Below are 22,336 nucleotides of genomic sequence, written 5' to 3'. Positions count from 1 at the left end.
TGTCCTTAAATCTCGGGGTACATACGGCCCGCGTTGAAAATATTGCTCGGGTCCAGTTGGCGTTTGAGCCGTTGATGCAGTTGAAACAACGGAGCCGAAAGCTTGTGGAACGGATCGTCGGTAACGTCGGGCGTGTAACACGTGGCGTGACCGCCATGGCGCTGTGCCAACTCTCGGATTGCAAGCGGATCTGCTTCAGATTTCAGCCAACGTTGAGTGCCACCCCAATCCGTCACGCACCGACCCGGCAGCTCGATGTGAGGTGCAGCTGCTGGCATTGACAAGCGCCAAAGCGGCCGTTCGTCCTTGAAGAACGGAAGGTCAAATTCGCGCAATTCTTGCCAAAAACTGGTGCTGACCTCGTCGCCTCCGACTAGTTCGCGGGCGGCCTTAACTGATCCGCTTCCACCCTCGATTCTCAAATGAAGGACATCATCGATATGGCAAGCGCCGGAGATCGGAATCCCTTCGCTGCGCCACTTAGCAAGCATGCTAAGCGCCGCTTCCGAAGTTGCCTCCAAGCCGACACTCAAGACCGAACGCGGTCTCGGTAACACTTTGAGCGACACCTCTGTCAACAATCCAAAAGCCCCAAAGCTGCCACACAGTAACCGTGACACGTCGTAACCTGCAACGTTCTTCATTACCTCACCGCCAAACCTCAAGTGCTTGGCCGAACCCGTAATCAGCCGGCAGCCCAGCACGTAATCGCGCACGGACCCGCTGTACGCGCGCCTGGGACCGGAAAGGCCGCTCGCGACCATGCCACCAATGGTTGTCTCTCCACCGAGGACAGGGGCTTCGGAAGGGAGCATCTGGCCAGCGGCGTCGAGAATGATCTCGAGCTCTTGCAGAGTAGTTCCCGCTCTGACTGTGACCACCAATTCTGTCGGATCGTAAGACACGATTCCGCGATGTCGACGGGTATCGATTTCCTTGCCAAGAGTTGATCGCCCCAAAAATGACTTCGAGTCACCGCCTCGGATTCGCAGTGGCTGCTTTGAGTTCAGCGCTGTACGCACTTCTCCAAGCAACTCTTCGCTACAGTCTTGCTCAGCAATTTGCGCAAACATCAGAAACGCTCCAATTCGGGAAAAGGCAATTGGCCGTGATGCACGCGCATGCCACCATACTCTGCACATCGATGCAGCGATGGGATGTTCTTTCCAGGGTTGAGCAAGCCGCTCGGATCGAATGCAGCTTTCACGGCGTGGAAAAACTCGATTTCATCGGAATTGAACTGAACACACATTTGATTTATTTTTTCACGACCGACACCGTGCTCGCCTGTGATGCTACCTCCGACCTCTACGCAGAGTTCAAGGATCTTCGCGCCGATCGCCTCAGCTCGGTCGAGCTCTCCTGGCTGATTGGCGTCAAACAAGATTAGGGGATGCATATTCCCATCGCCAGCATGGAACACGTTCGCTACACGAAGTTGATACTCTTCTGAGAGCCTCGCGATTCCGCTGAGCACCTTCGGAAGCTCGCGTCGAGGAATCGTCCCATCCATACAGTAATAATCAGGCGAGATTCTCCCGACTGCAGGGAATGCGTTCTTTCGCCCGGCCCAGAATTTAAGACGCTCAGCTTCGTCGCGCGCAATCCGAATATCAATAGCGCCGGCATCGCGAAGCAGTTCCTCAACCCTATTCATGTCCTCCTCGACGTCGCTTTGGGTGCCGTCAAGTTCACACAGTAGAATTGCTTCTGCCTCGACCGGGTAGCCCGCACGAATAAAGTCTTCGGCGGCTCGGATTGCCAAGTTATCCATCATTTCCAGGCCGCCAGGGATAATCCCCGCCCCGATAATGTCAGCGACAGCTGCCCCGGCTTTCTGGACATCGTCGAAGCTTGCGAGAAGGACCTTGGCGCTTTGAGGCTTCGGAAGCAACTTGACAGTCACTTCCACGACTACACCCAACATTCCCTCGGACCCCGTAAATACCGCCAAGAGGTCGAAACCGGGACTATCAAGAGCCTCGGACCCCAATTCGACTACGTCCCCATCGATCGTCACCATCGTAACTTTCAAGATGTTGTGAACCGTCAGGCCATACTTGAGGCAATGAACGCCACCAGCGTTTTCTGCAACGTTGCCACCGATAGAGCAGGCAATCTGAGATGACGGATCGGGTGCGTAGTACAGTCCGTGCTTAGATACCGCTTGAGAGATGGCAAGATTTCGAACCCCTGGCTGAACTCGCGCCGTGCAAGACAGAGGATTGATATCGATGATATTGTTGAACTTCGCCATAACCAGCAGGATGCCTTTTGCGAGTGGCATTGCGCCGCCAGACAGACCCGTTCCTGCGCCCCGAGCTACTACAGGAATGGAGTGTTTGCGGGCGAAGTTCAACACGCTTTGCACTTGCTGGACCGTCTCTGGCAGGGCGACGCATAGTGGCACCGTTCGATACGCCGAGAGCCCATCGCATTCATAGGGCCGCAAATGTTCGTTGCTGTGAAGAATATTCACATCAGGAAGCGCCAACCGCATAGCCGCAACGACCTCATCGCGATCAAAGTCTGGCAGCTTGCCGTCAACAAGTTCGTCGTACGCGAAACTCATAAGCCTTCTCCAAAAATCGACGAAGATCCCTGCTCAAACATGCTGGGGCGATCTTCCTTGCCGCATATTCTTCCGTCGTCAGTAGGGTGATGTCCAGCAGATTACTGCTGGTCGTACCAGTTTGTTCGTAACTTCTAAAAGCGCATAATAGCGGTTGAAGCGGCGCAATCCCAAAGCGGCAGCGGCGTTGGCGACGATTGGCGTCGCTTTTTTTAGAGGAGGGTTCATGGTCGTACCACCTTGGGAAGATGAGATCCGGAACCGAGAGGACGGAGCGCAGCAACTGGCGGACGTAGTCGCGGATAGAATCGAGAGACTGATCGTCGACGGCGTTTTGAAGGCCGGTCAATTGTTGCCGTCTGAACGGCGACTCACGGAGAAGCTGGGTGTTTCCAGAACGGCCGTGCGAGAAGGCATCAAGATATTGCGGGCACGCGGTATGGTGAAGACCTCACATGGTCGAGGATCCTATGTCACCGAGATCATCGGAGATACGACTCTACCTCCGATGATGCATTTGCTGACGGATCATCCGAGAACACTGTATGACCTCCTCGAAGTACGCTCATTGCTCGAGGCGGAGGCCGCTCGGTTGGCCGCTTTGCGAGGAACAGCGGCAGACTTCACGATGATTCAACTCAGGTATCGCGAGATGCTTGCTTCGCATGAAAGCAACGTGGATGCGGCGGTTCACGCAAAGCTCGACCATGCTTTTCACTTAAGCATTTGCGAGGCTTCGCACAATCCGATCTTGGTACACATGCTGCGCTCTCTTACAGATTTGCTGCTTAGTTCAATCTATGCTTCGGTCAACAACCTGTATCACAGAGAGCCATACAAGAAGAAGATTGATCAGCAGCATAAGAAACTCTTTGAGGCGGTGATCGGGAAAGCCCCCGACTCTGCTCGTAGGGCCGCCGCCGAGCACGTAAGGATCGTTAGCCAGAGCATGCAGGACCTGGAGCAGGAGGAGCGTCGGCTTGTCCGTGCGACACTCCGTCTTGAAGGATGGCGGTAGCATGAAACTGTGGCTCTGAAAGTCGCAGGCCGTTCTTCGCTACGGATAAAGAAAATCGTACGGTTGAGTCGTCGTTCTATCTCACTCAGCCTTGCGTGGACAAGTCAGGGTGCTTGCTGCATATATCGGCAATCCAGTTGGTAAGGCATCTCGTTGCTGAACTGACGTGGTTGCGGTGTGGATAGACGATTGAGATCGGAATAGCTGGCGTTCGAAATTCTGAAAGGACTTCTTTCAGTGTTCCGTGTTTGAGGTATTCCTCGACGATATACCGGGACGGTTGAATAATTCCAAATCCTTGCAGGGCTGCATCGACGTACGCGTTGCCCTCGTTCACAGTAAACTTACTTTTCAATGTGAGTTTGTATAGTTGTTGATCTTGTTCGAATTCAAAGGGCACGACTTTGCCGGTCTTCGATGAAAAATAGTTCACGGCCGTGTGTGCAGTCAGGTCCTTGGGGCAGCCTGGAATTCCATGCTTTTCGAAGTATGAAGGCGCTGCACATGTCACAACTTTCGCATTGCCGATTCGCCGAGCAACTAGACTGGACTCTTCGAGCGAACCCGCACGAATCACACAATCAACCCCCTCTTGAATGAGGTCGATGTTTCGGTCAGCAAGACCGACTCTTACGTCGATATCTGGATAGAGGTCAAGGAATTCCTGCAAAGAAGGCAGGATGAGAGAACGAGCGATCGTCCCTGATGTATCAATTCGAACGGTTCCCGATGCCGATGACCTTGCAGTTGAGAGCCTTGCTTCAACCTCCGAGAGATCACCGATGATTTTCGCGCATTGCTCGTAGTACATCCGACCCGCATCGGTGAGACTGACCTGGCGGGTACTACGACTGAACAAACGAACGCTAAGCTGATCTTCTAGCGTCTGAATGGTCCGACTCACCGTGCCACGCGGTAGGTCCAACAAGTCGGCCGTTCTTGAGAAGCTGTTGGTTTCAGCAACACGCGTAAAGATCTTTATGGCTTCCAATCGGCCCATGAATGCTCCTGATTACTTTGTCTGTTTGTACCGTGAGACGACAGTACCTAGGTTCGCAGTTCGCATCTCCCTGCAGAGGCCTGCGTCGATTTTCTCTTGTGCACCGATGGTCTCCAAGGTATGACTGCCTGCTCATATCTGGTGGGGTCGTCAGCACAGGTGGATACTTTCAGTTCCTGAAGATTTGCGCGCGATCACTGTCGGCACGGGCGCGGTCTTGAGGATTCAAGCACCGTCAGTACCAGGTGAATTAACGGAATGTAACTTGTTTTGGGCGAAAATAACAGTTACTGTAAGTGAAGATGCACAAAAGGAGAAAGTTGACATGACCGCCGGACCCTCTGTCCCGGTGACAGACCTTGTGCTTGATTTTATGAACACCGTCATCAGCGAACACGGAAAGCAGATCGACCTTCTAGAGACGGACGAGGCGGTGCTGCGTTGGTTGGAGGCGTCGAAGACGCCGGGTGCAGTAGAAGAACGCTTGTCCCACGTCGAGGGTATCGCGGAGGACGCACGAGGGCTTCGTGAGGTCATCCGCGACCTCGTGGTGCAACGCAAGTCAGGACAAGGATTGGCGATTGAAAAGCTCAACTCTGTCTTGGCCGGGAGCGTGTTCGCATTCGAACTTGTCGAAGCCGGTGAGGGAGCCTGGGTCTCACGTCGGAAATGCGTAACTTCAACGCGGGCCTCAGTGCTTGCACCAGTGGCAGTTGCGGCGGCGGAGTTTCTCGCATCTGAAGACTTTAGGCTTGTCAAAAAATGCGAGAGCGAACAGTGCTCGGTGTGGTTCTATGACCGGACAAAGGCGCATCGACGACGTTGGTGCAACATGGGGTTGTGTGGAAATAGACAGAAGGTTGCGAGATTTCGCCAAAAATTAAGGGAAAATTGACAATTTCTTCGAAATCACCCAAGCCAGTTGCGGTTCAGTTGAGCTGTGGGTGCCTTTGCGGTCGCTCCACGCCATAACCACGCATAGCTGCTATGAATCAGGATTCATGGCTTAATTGCGTCGATTCCTCAATACTTCAAACCAGCGGACAATCTCGCACGACACGCGGCGAGTATGTCTATTTGGACGGCAGCGCGTTAGCGCTAGCGAAATGTTCTGTCGAAATGGAGATGGAGACGACAATGGACTTGCGAGCAAAAGAATACTTCGACGATCGTGCCACGCGCGAGATGCAGGAAAACTTGAAGCCGAAAGAACGGACTCTTCAGGAAAAGCTTGCGTATGCGTGCAAGATTTTGGCAATGACGGGACAAGAGGCAGGTCTGGCTGGACAAATTACTGCGCGATCGGATAAGCCGCGATGCTATTGGACGTTGAGATTCGGGCTCGGATTTGACGAAGCAACACCGGATGACTTCATTGAAGTGGACGCAGATCTTAAGACGATCAGCGGGACGGGGATGGCAAATCCGGCGACACGATTCCATCTGTGGGTGTACGAGGCGCGCCCGCAGACCAATTCAATTATCCACACACACTCGCCTTATGTGTCAGCGTTGGTGTCGGCACGCCAGCCGCTTGTGATTTCGCAAATGGATATGACGCCGCTGCATAACGACTGCGCGTTCTTGGCGGACTGGCCTGGAGTGCCTATCGCCGACCAAGAGGGCGTGATCATCTCGAAGGCACTCGGCGACAAACGAACGATTTTGCTGGCGCACCACGGGCAACTGACTGCAGGCGCATACGTGGAGGAAGCGACGTACTTGGCGGTCTACTTGGAACGAGCTGCCCGGATGCAGGTGAGGGCTCGGGTTTTTGGGCCGATAACTCCGGTATCGGACGAATTGGCAGCAGAAGCTCACGATTATCTTCTTAAGCAATCTATCGTAAAGGGCACGTTCGATTATTGGTGCCGCCAGGCAGACCGACTGTAAAGTCGTTGCAGGGTGATATCGCTGATCGTCCGGAAGCAGGTAGTTGAGGAGTGAGACGCCGAAGCAGCTTGCTTGTGACTATTCAACGGAATCGAGGTTGAGTAGTCACAGGTTAGGGTGCCGGCGTCTTTTGTTTTGATGCAAGCAATGAAGGGTCAGACGATGAACGAAGAACGACGATCGCGAGCAGCAGTCTTGGAATTTCCGGCCACAAATAACGCGAAGCTTTTAGATGGCACCAGTGGAAAGCTCGTAGGGCGTAAGGGCGGGCGGGTAGTCGCCGAGCATCGAACTTCGGTGACTGGAAACAGTCAGTGGGGATTGATCTTCGCGATTATGCTGGTCGCGATCAACTTGCGTCCAGGAATCGTGTCGCTTGGGCCAATACTGCCAGCTATCCAGCGAGAATTCGGGCTTTCGCATGCGATGGCGTCGTTACTAACGGCGATCCCAGATTTGCTAATGGGCTTGCTGGCAATTCCGACGCCGTGGCTTGCTCGGCGCTTCGGTCGGAACGGGGTCCTTTTGGGGGCTCTAATTCTCTTGAGTGCTGCGACGATTGCGCGAGGGTTTGTAGGTACGACCGAGGCGTTACTCCTCGCAACGGGGGGCGTAGGGGCCGGAATAGCAGTCGCGGGGGCGTTGTTCGGCGGGCTGATCAAGGAGCGCTTCCCAAAAAAAGTTGCGTTGCTCATGGGCATTTATGCTACGGCGCTATCGTTGGGCAGTACGGTTTCGGCAGCGGCGACGGGTGTCTTAGCGGCGAATCTTCCTGGTGGTTGGCGTAGCGCTGCGGCTATATGGGGTTTGCTCGGCGTGCTGGCAATCTACGGTTGGCGTGTTGTTGCAAAATCGGAAACGAGCGTATTGAAATTGCAGCCGACGTCAGCAGCGAGTGCGACACGGTTACCGTTTAGCAACGCGAAGGCTTGGCTGGTCGCTCTGTTCTTCGCATGCGACAACTTTCTATTCTATGCATTGCTTTCGTGGATTGCCGCGATGTACAACGAGTTCGGGCTTCCTGCAAGCGAGGCCGGGCTGATTCTGGCGAGCTTCACTGCGGCGTTCATGTGTGCAAATCCGATCATTGGTGCGTTGAGTAAGAAACATGATCGGCGCGGATGGTTGTTTGTCTGCGCATGCTTTATCGTCGCGGGGCTGTCAGGTGTGGCGTTTTCGCCCATGCATATGCCCGTCCTGTGGGTTGCACTTGTGGCATTCGGTCTTGGCGGCGGTTTTACACTTGGAATGACGTTGCCGCTCGACAATACCCACGGACGCGAAGAGGCAAACAGTTGGAACGCGTTTTCGATGCTCATCGGCTACTTGATCGCAGCCGGGGGCCCTTTCATTGTTGGGCTTCTCAGAGATTGGACCGGAACGTTTCATATTCCAGCTGTGGGGTTGGTCGGCGTCGGATTAATTATGGTTATGTTTGTTCCTTTCTTAAAGCCTCGAGAGCTTCCGAACCTCGATATCTAAGCCTTGCTATCACGCTACCACGGCCTTGATTGCGGTTACAGAGTCGTAGGCCGCCTCAGAAAAGTGGACTATCTGATTAGTGGGCTGTGGCGAGACTGCGCAGCCCGTAATCCGACGTCGTGAGTGGCGCTCGAGTCGCCTCCCGGTCTGAATGGCGGGTCGTTTGATTAACAAGCACAAGTGGCTGAATGCAGCGTGCACCACAAGCGGAACCGCTAGGTGAGCCGTTGAGGATGGCTAAACTTACGCAGCATTCTGACGCTGTCGCGCACGGAAATTAGCGACTTTATGTCGATTGCCACATAGAGCCATGCTGCACCACCGTCTCCGATGGGCTTTGGTCTTATCGTAAAACCAAAGGACGCAGTCGTCCGACTCGCACTTTCTGATCAAGTCGAAATCTCCGCGCGCAATGAGTTCTGCGGCAGATACTCCAATTTCGATCAGAAACTGCTCTGGCGTCCCCCGCTCGTAGGAGGGTGTCATGGTCAGCATGCCGCCCTTCGACTTGGAGAGTTGAATCGTATACTTGCCGTGCGAAAGAAACGAGTTCAATGGTGCGATGTCGATTCGCTTACCATTCTTTTTCTGATGTACGAGCTTGCGAATAATATCTCTTAGATTCTGGGCCGCCCCCAAAAGCGCGCCTCGCTTAAAGACGGAAATCTCTGATGACGGCGCGAATCCCTCGGCCCTCATCCATTCAATCACATCTTGGTCGGTTTTCAGAAAATCGTACAGGCCGTCTTCTGATCGAGCTACCGTGTTGAGAAAATCTAGCGCAGGGTCATCCGCTAAAAGTAAAAAATCGGGGTCAGACATGCACGCTCCAAAATACCTATCCACTTAAGACCGGACGAATTGACGCGAATGCCTAACGATTAGGCAGACCGACTGTAACCAGTAAACGTAATATACAGGATTTCCGGATGAGACTCACCGGATTGCAAGATGCGCAACCGATAGCCACCCGGCGCCGCTCAAATTGTCGTTGAAGTGGGCTCGCGATTGCAGCAGCTCGTCGCCGCGAAGCTGCAGTCGGCAAGTCGGTGTGTGTTCTTGTTCGAGGACGTAGGAGGCGACTTCGTTACTAGCGCCGGTGTTGACACCTATTGATGTTCCTTCGGAATGACCGGTTCGCCACGGCTCATGGGCAGTCATCCGTGGATCGCGAGGCGGCTACACGCGGGGCCACGTCCGGCTATGCGAACATCGTCGGTAAGGCGGAAAAAAGCCGAGTCAGCGGGGCAGGCTGAGCCCCAAGCTCAATTACCGAGTATGGCAAGCGTGGGGTGCACCTCTATGGAGTCGGCGGTGTTCGGTCACAACTCCATAGTGCAGGGTGGTGCGTCGGCAAACAGGTTAATCAGCCACAGCATGGCACGCGGTGTACCGTGCAGGCTGAGTGCCTGCGAGAGCAAGTCGAGGGTCGACGCGAAGAATGCCGCACCGCACCCCTTGTCAGAGGCGCTAGGCCACCACGTTACGAGGGGTCCCGTTTCGAAACAGCGTGATATTTTCCACGAGCTGATCGGCCAGTGACTGAATCGCTTCGTCACTTGCCCACGCGACGTGCGGTGTCAGAATGAAATTGTGCACGTCTCTTAGCGAAACAAAGGGATGGGAGGCAGAGGGCGGCTCTTCCGTTGCGACGTCGAAGCCTGCACCTGAAATCAGTCCATCCTGCAACGCCCTGACAAGTGCTTCCTCGCTTACCAATCCGCCGCGTGCAGTGTTGATGATCAACGGCTTCCGCTTCATCTGCTGGAAGTCTGCCCAATCAATCAGATTTCGCGTGTCCGGAAGCAGAGGGACATGCAAGCTGATGATGTCGCTCGTCGCGAGTACTTCGTGAAAGGGCGTGTAAAGAGGTCCCATCCCGTCTCGGCCTTTGTAGCTCGCGAACTTAACCTTCATATTCAGCGCGCGAGCCATATCACCGACAGCTTGCCCAAGCACACCGTCGCCAATGATTCCGATGGTAGAGTGCGCCAAGTCACGGATAGGATGATCGAAAAAGCAAAACTGACCAGTTTCCTCCCAACGTCCACTGCGCACAGATTCTCTATAGGCAACGATGCTTCGTCTCAAGGCGAAAATTAGCGCGAACGTATGCTCGGGTACCGTGTGAACAGCATAGCCTTGGATATTCGAGACCGCAATTCCTCGCTCCCGACAAGACTGGAGATCAACGTTGTCTGTGCCAGTGGCCGCGATGGCAACCATCTTCAGCTTGGTCGCAGCCTCGATCATTGCCCGGCTCAGTTTGACCTTATTCGTAATAACTACGTCAGCCTCCGCGATACGCCCCGCGACTTCATGGGGCAGAGTATTCTGGAACACCCGCAATTCGTGGGGAAACGGAAAGCTTTTGAGGCTGGTTTGGGGGGAGAGTGTTTCCCTGTCCAGGAACACGATCTTGAGGCTTTCACCAAGCTCGCTCATTTCATACCCTTCATGGTTATCGGCACTGTTCCCCGCTGCCTCGTGCGGCGCCATATTTTGCGCCAGCATGGCAGCGGGATCATTGCAAGTTTTTAGCTTTCACTGAGCGCGTCTTCGAGGAAGCTCAACCGGTCTTGTCCCCAGAAGAGCTCGCCGTTGTAGACATAAGACGGAGAGCCGAACGCCCCGGCAGCAATAGCCTGTTCCGTATAACGCCTGTACTCTTCCTCAATGCTCGAATCGCCTGCAGCCGAAAAGAGTGCATCAGCGTCGAACCCCGCTGCGCTGACAATTTCCATGAGCGTCGCTGCGTCGGAGATATCCTTCTCGTCTTGCCACTCTGCTTTGAAGATTGCTTTCGTGAGGTCCTGAAGTGACAGACCACGATGCTTTGCTGCGATGACCACCTTTGATGCCAAGTCCCCGTTCGGGCACATATATTTCGGCATTGGATTCACATGGATACCCAAATTCTTGCAGAAACGCTTGAGTTCGATGATTCGATATTGCTGCCGCTCGGGCGCACGTTTCGATAGCAAAATGCCGCCGGTGCGCGAGTACACGTGAGGTAAGTCGACGGGCATGTAATCAACATTCGCGCCGTGCTTGCGCGCCATCGCTTCCAACCGGTCCGCACCGAGATACGCCCAGTCCGAGTTGATCCAAAAATAATATTCAATACGTCTCATTTTGCTTCCGTTACGTGAGGAGTGTAGGGCAGGGGGTCTGAATGTTCAGTCGTTGTTTCTTGTGCCCGTGACCGCATCGCGGCCGCACAGAACAGTGCGGTTACGGCCAAGCCGCACAGGAACCACGAGACATAGATTGGGTTTCCGTTGCCTTGGCGAATTAGGTACGTCGCAATAATTGGCGCGAGGCCACCACCGATTGCCCCGGAGATTTGAACACCCAACGAGATGCCGCTGTAACGAATCTCGGCTGGGAATTGTGCCGAGAACAAGCTACCCTCCGGACCGTACATAAACGAGTAGCAGATACCAATCGCGATAATCATCGCCAGATACACCATGCCCGTAGTTTTCGCTTGAAGCATGCTAAAGAACGCAAATGCGAAGAAGCAGACCAGTCCAGCGCCTACCATGAACACTTTCTTATGCCCGATGCGGTCACCGATCAAGCCGGCCAAAGGCATCATGAACAAGCCAACAGTTGCGCCAATCGTCACGCCGTTGAGGATGACTTGCTTAGGCAGACCTACGTTCATCGTTGCGTATGAAAGCGCAAATGCGGTAACCGTGAAGAACCACGTGGTTTCACCGAGCCGGGCGCCGATGATCTTGAACAGCCCCGCGCGATGATGTTTTAGCACTTCGAGTGCGGGAACCTTTACCTCCTTGCCCCGACTCTTCATCGCCTCGAAATCTGGCGACTCAGTTACCTTCATCCGGATGAACCAGCCCACGCCAACGAGCACGATGCTCGCCAGGAACGGAATGCGCCAACCCCAAGTCAGCATGTCGTGCTCGGGCAGCCCGGCAACAGCAGCCATTGCTAACGAGGAGAAAATGAGGCCAGGCGCGACACCGGTCTGGGGCAGACTACCGAAGAAGCCCTTTTTGCCTTCGGGGGCATGTTCCACCGCCATCAGAACCGCACCTCCCCATTCACCACCAACCGCTACACCTTGGAGGAAGCGCATGAACACAAGCAGGCCGGCTGCCCAATATCCGATCGATTCATACGGCGGAATCAGACCCACAGCGACGGTTGGAACCCCCATCAGTAGCAGCGTTACCATAAGCATGGTCTTGCGGCCGACGCGGTCACCGAAGTGACCAAAAATGACGCCTCCAAGCGGTCGAGCGAAGAAGCCAACTGCGTATGTGGCAAATGACGCGAGTGTACCGGTAATGGGATCAAACGCCGGAAAGAATATCTTATTGAAAATCAGTGCGGCAGCTGTGCCATAAATATAAAAGTCGTACCATTCGATGGTGGTGCCTAGAAGGCTCGCAATCCCAGCTACGACATACTGTCGCCTGGTCTTAGTACCCCGAGTGCGGGGCGCTGCTTCACTGACGTGTTTTTCAGGCGTCGACATGTCTCCTCCGTCTACCTGTTGAGTCACATTCGAGCGGGCGCAAACTTAGGTTTCGAACGTCAAGATCCGGTTCGTATTTTTTGCTTGTGTTCACGTACCGGGAGTTTCGATGTGAAACCCGCAGTTGCGCCTGCTCCTGGCTACCGTGCGCGTCCTACTTGCCGGTACCATGTAGTTTTGAAGAAAACAGATCTCTAAGCTATGGACTATCTCGCATAGCTGATATGACACGAACCGCGACAGGTATCGTAAGGAACAGAGGAGCGAGCTTGGTGTCGAACGCAAAAAATCCTTTTGAATCATCGAGATCAGCCGGTCGGAGAGCACGCTGATGCCAGCCTACCTCAGCAGCGCGGGTGCTGAAATTTGAGGTTGAAGTCAACGATTGCTTCAAACTAGCTGATACTTCCGCACTGCGCTCGCATTCCATCGAATGCCGTTGTCGGGCTGATCGCTCGTGACTATACCGACTTATTTTGCTCTTTTAAAAAATCCACAATGAGCCTTGCGAGAGCTTCGGGAGCGTCTTCCGGCAAGAAGTGTCCTGCCGAAGGCACAACCTTTAAGGTTGCGTCGGGCAACGCTGCAGCAAGGCGTTCAGCAAATGCAACCGGCTGGAATTGATCCTCGCTTCCGGACACTAGAAGGACTGGACATGTGATTCGCTCGATTTCGCCGATTCGCGAGGTCAAGTCCTCGCTTTTTAACGAGCGTGCCGCCCGTAGATAAGCAAGTCGCCCTGGTACTCCAGCAAATGGACGTTCGAAAAGTTCAACAAGCTCGGGTGTGACGCGGTTCTTATTGACCATGCCTTGGCGCAAGCCCTTCTCAAAACCCTTCTTCAGGTCGAAACTTGGATCGGCAAGGATACGATCCCACGCGGTACCCTTGAGGCGAGCGATTCCTGGCTCCGGAAATGAGTCGTAAGCGACGCTGTCAACGAGCACAATCCGTCGAACCCCAACTGAGACGTCAAGCGCTAGTAGTTGTGCGACCCCTCCGCCAATGTCATGGCCGACCACTGTTCCCGATTGCCACCCGAGCCTGCGAAGAGCAGCTGAGATGATCGTCGCCTGACTCGCTACACCCAGATCCATTTCTTCAGGCTTTGACGATTTTCCATAACCCAGCAGGTCGAATGCGATCCAGCCATGGCCTGCTGCCGCTAGAAAGGGGGCGACTTGCCTCCAAAGACGTCGATTGGTCGGTATGCCGTGCAGAAGCACAATTGACGGGGTAAGGGTGCTGCGCGAAAAATGCAGATGAGCGCCGTCGATGTCTACTTCGCCTTCGAGACCATGATCCATGGTTTATCCTAAGATTATGTACCTACGAGTATGTACAATGAGTGTCAAAATTGAACTCAATCCGAAATTGCGAGCTCCAGAAAACTCATCAATGAGGCGCGCGCATCGCCTGCGCGTGATATTTGCATCGCGCGGCTGATTGCGAAACTGCCCTGTATCGCCGACAGTACCATGAGGCTGATTTGATCGGCCGGCAGATTTAATGTGAGTTGCCCCAGTCGCTCCTGCTCGTTGAGCACCTCAACGATTCGTCGCTCAAGATGCTGGAAATATCGAGCCAGAGGCGCGCGTAATGCCTCTTCTTGGATCGCCGAGTCCCAAACTAACCGTCCCACGCGGCATCCGAGCAATGGCTCGGTATTTTGCTCGATGTAGGTAGCTAAACCGGTACGGAAACTTCCCGCGACGTGAATCGCGTCCTCAAATTCCTGAATTCGTTCGTTCACTACCTCTTCGATAACCAGTTGGGCGAGGGCAACCTTACTTGGAAAGTGATGATAAAAACTACCTTGGCCCGAATGACTGCGCTCTTGAATCTCGCGGGGACTGGTAGCCTCGTACCCCTTCTCCCATAGAAGTGCCTTTGCCGCCTCGATGATCTGTTCTTTCTTGCCCATACAACGCTCAACCGTACAAATTTTGTTCTGTACAAACTACTAGGTACAGCGTGCCGTGTCAAGTCCAAAAAAGGGCCAGATAAATCAACTACGAACGCTCTAATAACCGGTTAAACTGGTCTCGTTGAGAGACCCACAGCAGGGGGCTATTCACGATAGGAGTAGTGCATGACAGTTAACCGGTTGGAATCAGAGTTTCGCTTCAATTCGGGCCGCTTGTCGCTTGATTTGGCCGCAACTATAAGACGGCGAGCATCAGCGCCGAAGGACGTATTATCGGGCGTAGGAGCGTGTGGCAGGTGGCTGAAAGCGGCAGGTCTCTTTGCGCAAGCTCCGGCGTTGAGCCCGCAAAACGAGCGCGATCTGTACGCCCTTCGCGAGGCAGTGTGGGGTGCCGTGAGCGGTTCGATGCATAATGCCCTGTCGGACGACGCTGTTTCGATCGTGAATCGCGCCGCCAAATTTCCACTTGCGACCCCTCAATTGAATGCTCGGGATGGGTCGGTCTCGGTCGTCTCAGAGGATCCTTTTGCAACCGCACTTTCTCTTATCGCGCGCGATGCGATCGATCTCGTCAGCGGTCCGCTTCGTCATCGAGTCAAGGCATGCGACCAACCTGACTGCCGAATGCTTTTTGTTGATACATCACCGACGGGACAACGTCGATGGTGTTCCATGCAGCGCTGTGGCAGTCGCGCGAAGGTTCAAGCGTTCAAAAATCGACGTGAACAAGCTGCGAACTTGCAGGAAGCTGGATGAGCGTTCGCTCGCGCCTAGGTGACCCGAACGTACTAGACAGAGTTCCTCAAAGCGTACTAATATGGTTACCGGTATTTACTGATTTTAATGGTTACATCAAGAAGTGCTGATCGGAAAGCTTGCCAAGTTATCGGTGAATCGACGGGTTGGCTAGGTTGCCGACAAGCGGGCACAAAATTGCTGGCGATGCGAGACGATAAGACATTGTCGGTTTGAGTATCTTTAAGCTTGACCGTGACCATGTCTCCTTGCGATATGGCCATTCAGCCCGCTCCCGTAGCGGGCTGTTTTTTTGGAAGACGTGGGATCACTCCACAGCGAACAGGCTCGTTCAGATCGGTCATACCTGCTGTGAGGTAATCTCTGTAGCTTGCTCAGACCTGAGCATACACACTCGGATACACTGGGATAGGGACGCTGCGATGAATAGGCGGTTATGGCCAGGAAAGACGTTTTTTAGAAGCGAGACACGTTCTTAATGACTTCAACACTACTTGTTCTACTCGCAGGGCTTTGGGCAGGAACGCAGAACGCGTTGGCTGGTGGAGGTTCATTCGTCACGTTGCCTGCATTGATTGTGGCTGGTATGAGCCCGCTCGCCGCCAATGTAACATCCACGGTAGCGCTGTTCCCGGGACAGGCAGCGTCGGGCGTCGCAGCTCGAAAGCTGGTAACCGGAGCAGCGAGCTTGCCGTTCTGGGCATTGTTCTTGATAAGCTTGGTGGGTGGTGCAGCTGGGGGGGTGCTACTTCTGCATACGCCGTCCAAGTTGTTCGAACATCTGGTTCCTTGGCTTGTTTTGTTCGCAACCCTTGTCTTCACGTGGGGAAGCTTCTTTCGCAAGCCCGGAAAGACTGCCGTTCACATTGGGCCCATCAGAACGTCAGTCGCGCAATTCGTTATTGCGACATACGGCGGCTATTTTGGTGGAGGCATTGGTTTCTTGATGATGGCGGCGCTGACGATGGCGGGGGTTCAGACACGGAATGCTGCGGCAATCAAGAACGTTCTGGCAGGCGTCATGAATGCGTCAGCCGTTTTCTTGTTCCTGAGGTCCCCCGAGTTACATTGGAATTTCGCATTGATTATGGGGCTCGGGGCGATGGTTGGAGGCGTTTTTGGGGCTTGGGCGTTGCAGAAAATTAATGAACGTTCTTTGCGTTTGATGGTGGTCTGCATCGGCCTCGCGCTTACGGTGGGGCTGTTCCTTAGACCGCTGTGACACGCACCATTCGCTGTTCCAGTTAATGCTACCCGCGCAAGAGGAGAGCAACAAACAGTCATACTGAAGGCTAGCCATCGATGGATGGAGTTGCTCGGTCATTCAGCCCATTTGCCGGTCGAGCTCCAGCCTGGCGTCTCTATGCCTTCCTTTGTACGAAATCTGATCGGAAGCGCATTCCTTCTGTAGATAATTTGCCGGGGACGAAAGCGCAGTAATCGCTCCGCTCCGGTAAACGACTGAATCTCAGTCGAGTCAAAAATTACTTCACCGTTTCCAGACATTTGCAGTGTGTCGCCGGTTTCGAAGTCTACAAAGAGAAACCCGCAATTTGGATTAAGTAGAATATTTCCGAGGGTTGCGAAATGGTTATTTCCAGAGAAATCTGGTAGTGTCAGGCTGCCGTCGGCGGTGACGCGCACAAAACCAGATTTTCCACCTCGATGAGAGACATCGACTTGGCGCCCAACTCCCTGCCGATCAAGATACGACGCGATAAACATTGCGGTCGATCTCCGGATGAGATTTGCTTCGCGGTTACCGATCGTGGTCAAGATTTCTATCAAACCTTCTTCAGTCTCGTCAGGTCTCCGTGCGAAAAAACTGTCGCGTCGTTGAATGTATCGCGCACAGTTGCCGAAGCTTTGCGCGACCTGCACATCGAAATAGAGGTTTGAATCGCGCCGGATCAAACCGTTCAGTCGATTGCGCCGGCCAGTATCTAAAGCAATTCCCAGCAGGCCAATTGGTTTCTCGTTTTGCAGCCCACTCGCCGCAGGATCTGAAACGCCAAAAGTCGCATTGACACGCAACGAAACATCGTCTATAGCATGACAGAAGCCAGGGTGTCCGCAGAGAATAGTGGCCCACGCATAGCCTGCAGTATCAACTACACCTACAACGATGAAAGGCAACAGAGGAAAGAACGTTTTGTGTTGCTGGATGAGGTGATCTCTCAAGTGTCGCCTTGCGATGTCGTCCATAGCCTCAACCACACCGGCAGAAGCTTGGAGAAACAACTCACCCTCGTGCCAAGGAGATGACACTTCGTTCGTCCGGTCGTTCACGTCGAATCTCCTCACTTTTTCCCTAGAGTCTCAACGTTGCGCGATTAAATACAACACGACATTTGACACGAAGAGATCTCTAACCGTGTCAATATAGACCGGAACCGATGTACAGATAAGTCAGGCTGATTGAAACTCAGTGTTTCGGCGGAGGCGCCTCCGATGCAGTTCTCCGGCCACCGGTGGAGTAACTCACCCACTAGTGCGCGCGGTACGTACCGTTTGGGTACGGCGCGTCAATCGACCTGATCGAACGCTCTACTTCTCTTCAGTGCGTTGACCGTGAAGTCTACGAACGTGCGGACTTTTGCTGATGGGCGGCTGCCGCCAACGTGTAGCACTTGGACAGGGATAGGGTTGTCTGTAAATTTCTCCATCACGATTTGCAACTGCCCGCTGGCTATTTGGTCTCTCACTTGATATGAGAGGACCTTGATTAAACCAAGACCGCTAACGGCGGCCGAGATCGCGGTCTCGTTGTGGTTACAGATGAGTCGGGGGTTTAACGGAATCGTCGCTTTGACACCTCCGTCTAACCGCCATTCGGACGTTGAACGGGCCCTCGAGCTAAGTACCATAGCGTGGCGCTGAAGGTCGAGCGGTTCAACGGGAATCCCGTGCTCCTCAAGGTATGCGGGGGAGGCACAGATCACGCGTCGCACATATCCAAGACGTATAGCCTTGAAATTCATATCGGGGAGATGTCCAATCCTCAACACAACGTCGAGCTCCTCCTTGATCATGTGAGAGACACGGTCCTCAAACTCCGTGTGAACATTGACAGAAGGGTAAGCCTCAAGATAATCGAAGACTACTGGTAGAAGGTACATTTTGCCGAACAGCGCGGGTGCGCTGACCGCCAAAGTACCGTTTGGGGCCTGATGAAAGTTTGAGGCTGTCGCGTCTGCCTCGTTCATGTCTTGCGCGATCTTGACGCATGCTTCGTAATATCGCTGACCCGCCTCTGTAAGTGTAGTTGCCCTGGTCGTTCGAGTAACCAACGCCGCGCCAGTTCTCTGCTCAAGACTGCTCACTGCCCGCGATATTGCTGATGTGCTTAGCTGTAGCGACCGGCCAGCACCTGCGAAGCTCTTCAGCTCCGCCACCTTGATAAAGGCCAGCATTTCAAACCATCGATCCATGGGTCTTTGCCGCGCACGTTCGGATGCTCCCGACTCGGCTAGTGTCAGGAGGACAGAGTGGACTTGCTATTCGCTCGACTAATTAAGGAAGCCTAGCCGCTACTCCTTTTGCTATTGGCGCCTTCCTTCCTAGCGGTTCAGTCGGGCGAGAAGACTTGACGTATCCCAACGAGCGCCTCCCATCCGCTCGATCTCTGAGAAGAAATTGTCAATAAGAGCCGTGCCGGGAAGGCTGGCACCATTTCGGCGGGCCTCATCCAAGCAAATTGACAGGTCCTTTCTCATCCACTCCACAGCAAAGCCGAAATCGAATCGACCTTCGCTCATCGGCTTCCAATGATTCTCCATTTGCCAAGACTGCGCGCTTCCCTTGGAGATTGCTTCAATGACGTTCTCGATATTCAACCCCGATTTCTGGGCGAAATGAAGGCCTTCTGATAGACCTTCGATAAGTCCAACGAGACAGATTTGATTGACCATTTTCGTCAATTGGCCTGATCCGTTCGGCCCGAGCAGCGTAATGGCGCGTGCGTACGACGATTCCAGAATCGGTTTGACCAAACCGTAATGTTCCTCTGAACCCCCGCACATAATCGTCAGCGTTCCCCGCTCAGCGCCGAGTCTGCCCCCCGATACTGGTGCGTCCACGAACCCAATGCCATGGGAGCGTGCAGCATCATTTAACTCGCGCGCAACCTTTGCCGAGGCAGTCGTGTGATCCACGTAGACGGTGCCAGCTTTCATTGCTTGAAACGCACCATCTTTCCCCATGGTGACAGAGCGAAGGTCGTCATCGTTGCCGACACAGGAGAAAACGAAATCTTTGCCTTGCGCAGCTGCCGTAGGGCTTTCCGCACTATGACCACCGTACTTTTTGACCCAATCAGCCGATTTGCTCGCCGTGCGATTGAAAACGGTCACCTCATGCCCACCCTTGCTAGCGAGATAGCCAGCCATCGGGAAGCCCATCGCGCCCAGACCGAGAAAAGCAACTTTTGCCATTTCAGTACCTCAAGTCCTAAGTGTTGTTGTGAACATAAATAGACGGATCTAACGCTAGGAGTTTGGCATATCGGCCAGCTCATCCTTGCCATGGCTCACCTTTCCGCCAAACCTAGTTCGCCCTGGATAATCCTATTGGGGGGACCACCTGCGGTCAAGGTATGAAAAAGCTCGACCACGTTCATAAGGGCTATGCAGGCACGCTGGCTCTTATTGCCGCAAGAAGCTATGCTTTGGTCTCATATCTGATATTCCATAAAATAGGTGTTTTGCTGCCGAATCGCGTGGTTTTTAAGGCTACAACGAGGTTTTCAGAACACGATCCTCGTTGCCCTTGTGGAATGAACACCAAATTTTTTACCGCGTAATTTTGGAAAATGAAGGTCTCAATGACTCATCAGCCGCCAATCAGGCGACGGAAGTGGAGCGCTTAACCGTCCAAGGCCACTTCTTGTTGGTGTCCAAGAATTTCACCAGACGCTCCTTCGTCTGGTGAACAACGATTCTGGGCGCAATGGCCATCTGGGCGTCGTTTAAAGCAAGCAAATCGACTATGGGTTGAATATCGCTGTCGGACATCCGCCATACGTCGGTGCTTCGGCCAACGCTATCGGTCGCCCCCAGCACTCGTGCGACGCGCAGGAACAAGTCAATCGAGGCGGTCCCATAGCCGTAACCCTGAAGAAAAAATGCGAAGCAGGCGAGGTGGATGAAATGCCGAAGGAGAGACTCGTTCGCTTCGCCGCAACGAAACGCTTCGATGGCCAGATGCCCTCTCAAAGAAAAATCGAGAAAGCGAGAGCTTGCAACGGGAAGCAGCAGCAGCTTGCTTTTCGTTTGGCCCTTTCCGCTTGCACGCGACGAGGCTTGAATGAAGGAGTTGCGCATGATCGTTCCGGACTCTCATATCCTGCGACGGATAGCTTCGACAGTGCCTCGACCGGACGTTGTGTCAATCGTGTCAGTTATCGCTGACTTGGCACGGCGAAGGTCGAACCAACTGAAGGACCACTGTCTGAACACGTTAGACGCAGTGGCCTACAGCTTTGCTATGTTTAGGGCGTTATTCTGCCAAAGGTTAAGGTCAAAAAGTTCGGATACACCAAGCTATTCCGTTTTCGACTACCGGTACTGCGTGAAAGCGCCCGCAGGCTGTCCAAGGCTTCGCGTTCGTGAGATTCGTTAAGTGTCTTCGCTATCGACAGAAGACCTGCCGGCGGACTCGTAAAACTATGTAAACCAGCAATTAACTGATACAGCGGTTACACTTTGACGGCCGACCGAGGCTGCGACTCGACCTGACAGAGAAGGAGCGTTATGAATCGGAAGCTACACTTAAGCGCATTCATGCGTCCGACCACGATACATACCGGAGCATGGCGCTACCCTGGCGCCCATGCAGACGCGAATTTCAACCTGAAGCATCTTAGAAGCTTTGTCTGCACTTTAGAGCGAGCAAAGTTCGATGCGTTCTTCATGGCTGATCATCTCGCCGTCTTGAACATGCCACTTGGAGCGCTCCGGCATAGCCACACCGTGACATCCTTTGAGCCGCTGACTTTGCTTTCGAATCTTGCAGCAATGACTGATAGTATTGGATTGGTGGCGACGGCATCAACAACCTATGAAGAACCTTTTCATGTGGCGAGGCGGTTCGCCTCGCTTGACCATCTGAGTGCCGGCCGCGCAGGCTGGAACATCGTGACAACTGCAAATCCCGACGCAGCGAAAAATTTCGGGTTTGACGAACATGCGCAGCACCATGATCGCTACGATCGTGCTTCGGAGTTCTTCAAAGTCGTGACGGACCTTTGGGATAGCTGGGCTGACGACGCCTTCATCCGAGATGCGCAATCCGGTCGTTATTTCGACCCGGCTCGGATGCGCGTGCCGAATCACAAAGGGCCTCATTTTTCGGTAAGAGGACCGTTGAATATTGCCCGCCCTCCCCAAGGGTGGCCGGTTATATTTCAGGCAGGAGCCTCTGGTGCGGGCAAACTGCTTGCAGCCGAGACGGCGGATGTGGTATTCACTGCGCAGGCGACGCTGAGCGAAGGAAAACGGTTCTATCGCGAATTGAAGCGAAGCGTCGAAGGACGGGGACGTTCCCCGAGCGATATCAAGATCATGCCAGCGGCTTTTGTTGTAGTCGGGGAGTCCAGGGACCAGGCTCGCGAGATTCGAGAGCGTCTTGACACCCTAGTTCACTTTGAGAGTGGCTTGGCGTCGCTTTCCATTGCATTGGGATGTGAGGTCGCTCATTTGGACCCGGACGGGCCGCTGCCGGAGATTCCTGAAAGTAATGCAAGTCAGAGCCGTCGCCAGCGTATTGTTGAACTCGCACGGAAGGAAGCTCTGACGATACGGCAGTTGGCTCAGCGACTTGGCGGGTTTTCTGGACTTGAGATGGTCGGGACGGTGGCAGACATCGCAGACCAAATGGAACAATGGCTCGTGGAAGATGCGGCAGACGGGTTCACAATTCTGTTTTCGCACCTGCCCATGGGGCTGGAAGCCTTTGCTTTAGGAGTGGTCCCCGAACTCCAAAGACGCCATCTGTTCCGTACTGGATACCAGGGCCGGACGCTGCGTGAACATTTAGGACTTAAGCGTCCGCCGAATCGACACTTCCCAAGTCGGTGAAGAATGAAGGTCTGTTGCGTTGGAAGCGAGCCGGTTCAAAAGAACGCCGAATAGCAAAGTCAGGCCATTGCGCTGTCTCGTACGATTGCGAGCGTTGTCTTCTCG

Annotated in this window: 20 protein-coding genes; 7 read left to right on the top strand and 13 right to left on the bottom strand. The window is 53.9% G+C overall.

Features of this window, described 5'->3' with window-relative positions; translation table 11 throughout:
- Positions 1-5: 5 nt before the first annotated feature.
- Together glcE and glcD are read right to left on the bottom strand one after the other, a co-directional pair.
- Positions 6-1,073, bottom strand: coding sequence for a glycolate oxidase subunit GlcE (gene glcE, locus BTHE68_RS20720; protein ID WP_162068086.1), 1,068 nt, complete (start codon positions 1,071-1,073; stop codon positions 6-8).
- Positions 1,073-2,572, bottom strand: coding sequence for a glycolate oxidase subunit GlcD (glcD, locus tag BTHE68_RS20715; protein WP_162068085.1), 1,500 nt, complete (start codon positions 2,570-2,572; stop codon positions 1,073-1,075). Before glcD ends, glcE begins: the two co-directional genes overlap by 1 nt.
- Positions 2,573-2,798: 226 nt before the next feature.
- Here glcD and glcC point away from each other — a divergent pair, with 226 nt between their 5' ends.
- Entirely contained in the window at positions 2,799-3,590 is a 792-nt protein-coding gene (gene glcC / locus BTHE68_RS20710) for a transcriptional regulator GlcC (protein ID WP_162068084.1), read from the top strand.
- A gap of 85 nt (positions 3,591-3,675) precedes the next feature.
- Here the strand turns inward: glcC and BTHE68_RS20705 are convergent, their stop codons facing one another.
- Positions 3,676-4,590, bottom strand: coding sequence for a LysR family transcriptional regulator (locus BTHE68_RS20705; protein ID WP_162068083.1), 915 nt, complete (start codon positions 4,588-4,590; stop codon positions 3,676-3,678).
- A gap of 325 nt (positions 4,591-4,915) precedes the next feature.
- Here BTHE68_RS20705 and BTHE68_RS20700 point away from each other — a divergent pair, with 325 nt between their 5' ends.
- The 3 genes from BTHE68_RS20700 (at position 4,916) to BTHE68_RS20690 (ending at position 7,965) form a co-directional block, all read left to right on the top strand.
- Entirely contained in the window at positions 4,916-5,485 is a 570-nt protein-coding gene (locus BTHE68_RS20700; protein WP_162068082.1) for a CGNR zinc finger domain-containing protein, read from the top strand.
- A 242-nt stretch (positions 5,486-5,727) separates the two neighbouring features.
- Positions 5,728-6,483, top strand: coding sequence for an aldolase (locus tag BTHE68_RS20695; RefSeq protein ID WP_162068304.1), 756 nt, complete (start codon positions 5,728-5,730; stop codon positions 6,481-6,483).
- A 138-nt stretch (positions 6,484-6,621) separates the two neighbouring features.
- A complete protein-coding gene (locus tag BTHE68_RS20690) occupies positions 6,622-7,965 on the top strand; it encodes an MFS transporter (protein WP_232077982.1) in 1,344 nt (447 codons plus the stop codon).
- Between the two features lie 243 nt (positions 7,966-8,208).
- Here BTHE68_RS20690 and BTHE68_RS20685 read toward each other — a convergent pair whose 3' ends face one another.
- From BTHE68_RS20685 to BTHE68_RS20660, 6 genes are all read right to left on the bottom strand, one after another.
- A complete protein-coding gene (locus BTHE68_RS20685) occupies positions 8,209-8,787 on the bottom strand; it encodes a CGNR zinc finger domain-containing protein (protein WP_162068081.1) in 579 nt (192 codons plus the stop codon).
- A 648-nt stretch (positions 8,788-9,435) separates the two neighbouring features.
- A complete protein-coding gene (locus BTHE68_RS20680) occupies positions 9,436-10,410 on the bottom strand; it encodes a D-2-hydroxyacid dehydrogenase (RefSeq protein WP_162068302.1) in 975 nt (324 codons plus the stop codon).
- A 92-nt stretch (positions 10,411-10,502) separates the two neighbouring features.
- Positions 10,503-11,099: a 2-hydroxychromene-2-carboxylate isomerase gene (locus BTHE68_RS20675; protein ID WP_162068080.1), complete on the bottom strand. Its 597-nt coding sequence runs from the start codon at positions 11,097-11,099 to the stop codon at positions 10,503-10,505.
- Complete coding sequence (locus tag BTHE68_RS20670) at positions 11,096-12,472, bottom strand: MFS transporter (RefSeq protein ID WP_162068079.1); 1,377 nt, start codon at positions 12,470-12,472, stop codon at positions 11,096-11,098. Before BTHE68_RS20670 ends, BTHE68_RS20675 begins: the two co-directional genes overlap by 4 nt.
- A 461-nt stretch (positions 12,473-12,933) precedes the next feature.
- On the bottom strand, positions 12,934-13,779 hold the full coding sequence (locus BTHE68_RS20665; RefSeq protein WP_162068078.1) for an alpha/beta fold hydrolase: 846 nt from the start codon (positions 13,777-13,779) through the stop codon (positions 12,934-12,936).
- A gap of 56 nt (positions 13,780-13,835) precedes the next feature.
- Positions 13,836-14,396, bottom strand: a complete 561-nt coding sequence (locus tag BTHE68_RS20660) for a TetR/AcrR family transcriptional regulator (RefSeq protein ID WP_162068077.1) — start codon at positions 14,394-14,396, stop codon at positions 13,836-13,838.
- A gap of 168 nt (positions 14,397-14,564) precedes the next feature.
- On the opposite strand from BTHE68_RS20660, the gene BTHE68_RS20655 reads away from it, so the two are divergent.
- A complete protein-coding gene (locus BTHE68_RS20655) occupies positions 14,565-15,155 on the top strand; it encodes a CGNR zinc finger domain-containing protein (RefSeq protein ID WP_162068076.1) in 591 nt (196 codons plus the stop codon).
- Positions 15,156-15,633: 478 nt separating this feature from the next.
- Positions 15,634-16,377 carry a sulfite exporter TauE/SafE family protein gene (locus BTHE68_RS20650; RefSeq protein WP_162068075.1) on the top strand — a complete coding sequence of 248 codons (744 nt, stop codon included), beginning with the start codon at positions 15,634-15,636 and terminating at the stop codon, positions 16,375-16,377.
- Between the two features lie 98 nt (positions 16,378-16,475).
- On the opposite strand, the gene BTHE68_RS20645 is transcribed toward BTHE68_RS20650, so the two are convergent.
- The 4 genes from BTHE68_RS20645 to BTHE68_RS20630 form a co-directional block, all read right to left on the bottom strand.
- A complete protein-coding gene (locus tag BTHE68_RS20645; RefSeq protein WP_197919683.1) occupies positions 16,476-17,444 on the bottom strand; it encodes a pyridoxamine 5'-phosphate oxidase family protein in 969 nt (322 codons plus the stop codon).
- 236 nt (positions 17,445-17,680) lie between these two features.
- The gene (locus BTHE68_RS20640; RefSeq protein ID WP_162068074.1) at positions 17,681-18,586 is read right to left on the bottom strand and encodes a LysR family transcriptional regulator; all 906 of its coding nucleotides are present in this window, start codon (positions 18,584-18,586) and stop codon (positions 17,681-17,683) included.
- A gap of 129 nt (positions 18,587-18,715) precedes the next feature.
- A complete protein-coding gene (locus BTHE68_RS20635) occupies positions 18,716-19,588 on the bottom strand; it encodes an NAD(P)-dependent oxidoreductase (protein ID WP_162068073.1) in 873 nt (290 codons plus the stop codon).
- Between the two features lie 408 nt (positions 19,589-19,996).
- Positions 19,997-20,476 (bottom strand): hypothetical protein, encoded by a 480-nt coding sequence (locus BTHE68_RS20630; protein WP_162068072.1) that lies wholly within the window; start codon positions 20,474-20,476, stop codon positions 19,997-19,999.
- Positions 20,477-20,905: 429 nt separating this feature from the next.
- Between BTHE68_RS20630 and BTHE68_RS20625 the strand changes: the two genes are divergently transcribed.
- Positions 20,906-22,231, top strand: a complete 1,326-nt coding sequence (locus tag BTHE68_RS20625) for an LLM class flavin-dependent oxidoreductase (RefSeq protein WP_162068071.1) — start codon at positions 20,906-20,908, stop codon at positions 22,229-22,231.
- Positions 22,232-22,336: the final 105 nt, after the last annotated feature.

The sequence above is a fragment of the Burkholderia sp. THE68 genome (genome assembly GCF_009938265.1).
Classification (GTDB): Bacteria; Pseudomonadota; Gammaproteobacteria; order Burkholderiales; family Burkholderiaceae; genus Caballeronia.
This window is presented reverse-complemented; position numbering and strand designations above follow the sequence as displayed.